1 protein-coding gene is annotated in these 1,112 nt (G+C 41.9%); it reads left to right on the top strand.

The window, feature by feature from the left end; genetic code table 11:
* Positions 1-1,112 (top strand): ISL3 family transposase (locus tag JOC31_RS09800; RefSeq protein WP_205017960.1); only part of this gene is annotated, 1,112 nt, incomplete at both ends.

Genomic DNA, 1,112 nt, shown 5'->3' with positions numbered 1-1,112 from the left:
ACTCACAGAGAATACCATGCCAAATTGGATTACAACCCTCCTAAATGTCCTGCCTGTCAAGGACAGATGGCTAAGTACGATTTCCAGAAACCTTGCAAGATTCCTTACCTTGAAATGGTGGGGTTCAAGGTTCTCATCCGCCTTAAAAAGCGTCGTTTCAAATGCAAAGCCTGCAGCAAAATGACGGTCGCTAAGACGTCCCTGGTTAGGGAAAATCATCAGATTCCTAACATCATTAACCACAAAATCACTGAAAAACTCATGAATCGTGAGGCTATGACCAAAATCGCAAATGACCTCTCTGTTTCCGTCTCAACGGTTTATCGACAGCTAGACCGCCATGAGTGTCAAACTGACTTAAACCACTTGCCTCAAGTCATGTCTTGGGATGAGTATGCTTTTAAAAAGGGAAAAATGAGTTTCATCGCTCAAGATTTCGACTCCAACAAGATTATCGCTATCCTTGACGGACGAACTCAAGCTGTCATCAAAGAGCACTTTATGCGCTACTCTCTCAAGGTTCGTAGACGTGTCAAAATCATTACCATGGACATGTTTAGCCCCTACTACGACATCGCCAAATCCCTCTTTCCCAACGCAAAAATTGTTCTTGATCGTTTCCACATCATTCAAAATTTATCCCGTGCCATGAACCGTTTTCGCATTCAAATCATGAACCAATTTGACCGTAAATCCCACGAGTATAGAGCTTTGAAGCGTTATTGGAAGCTCATTCAGCAGGATAGTCGAAAGCTCAGTGATAAGCGATTTTATCGTCCAACCTTCCGCGCTCATTTGACCAATCACGAGATTGTCAAACATCTTTTGAGCTACTCTGACCAGTTAAAACAGCACTACGAACTCTATCAGTGTCTTCTCTTTCATTTTCAAGAAAAGCAAGTGGAGCACTTCTTTGGCCTCATTTCAGATACCATCAAGGAGGTTAATCCTATCTTCAAGACTGTTTTTTCAACCTTTCTCAAAGACCAGGACAAGATTATCAATGCAATAACGCTTCCTTATTCCAACGCCAAGCTGGAGGCTACTAACAATCTCATCAAAGTCATTAAGCGCAACGCTTTTGGTTTTAGGAACTTTACGAACTTCAAAAA

Source organism: Streptococcus saliviloxodontae (genome assembly GCF_016908655.1).
Lineage (GTDB): Bacteria > Bacillota > Bacilli > Lactobacillales > Streptococcaceae > Streptococcus > Streptococcus saliviloxodontae.
This window is presented reverse-complemented; position numbering and strand designations above follow the sequence as displayed.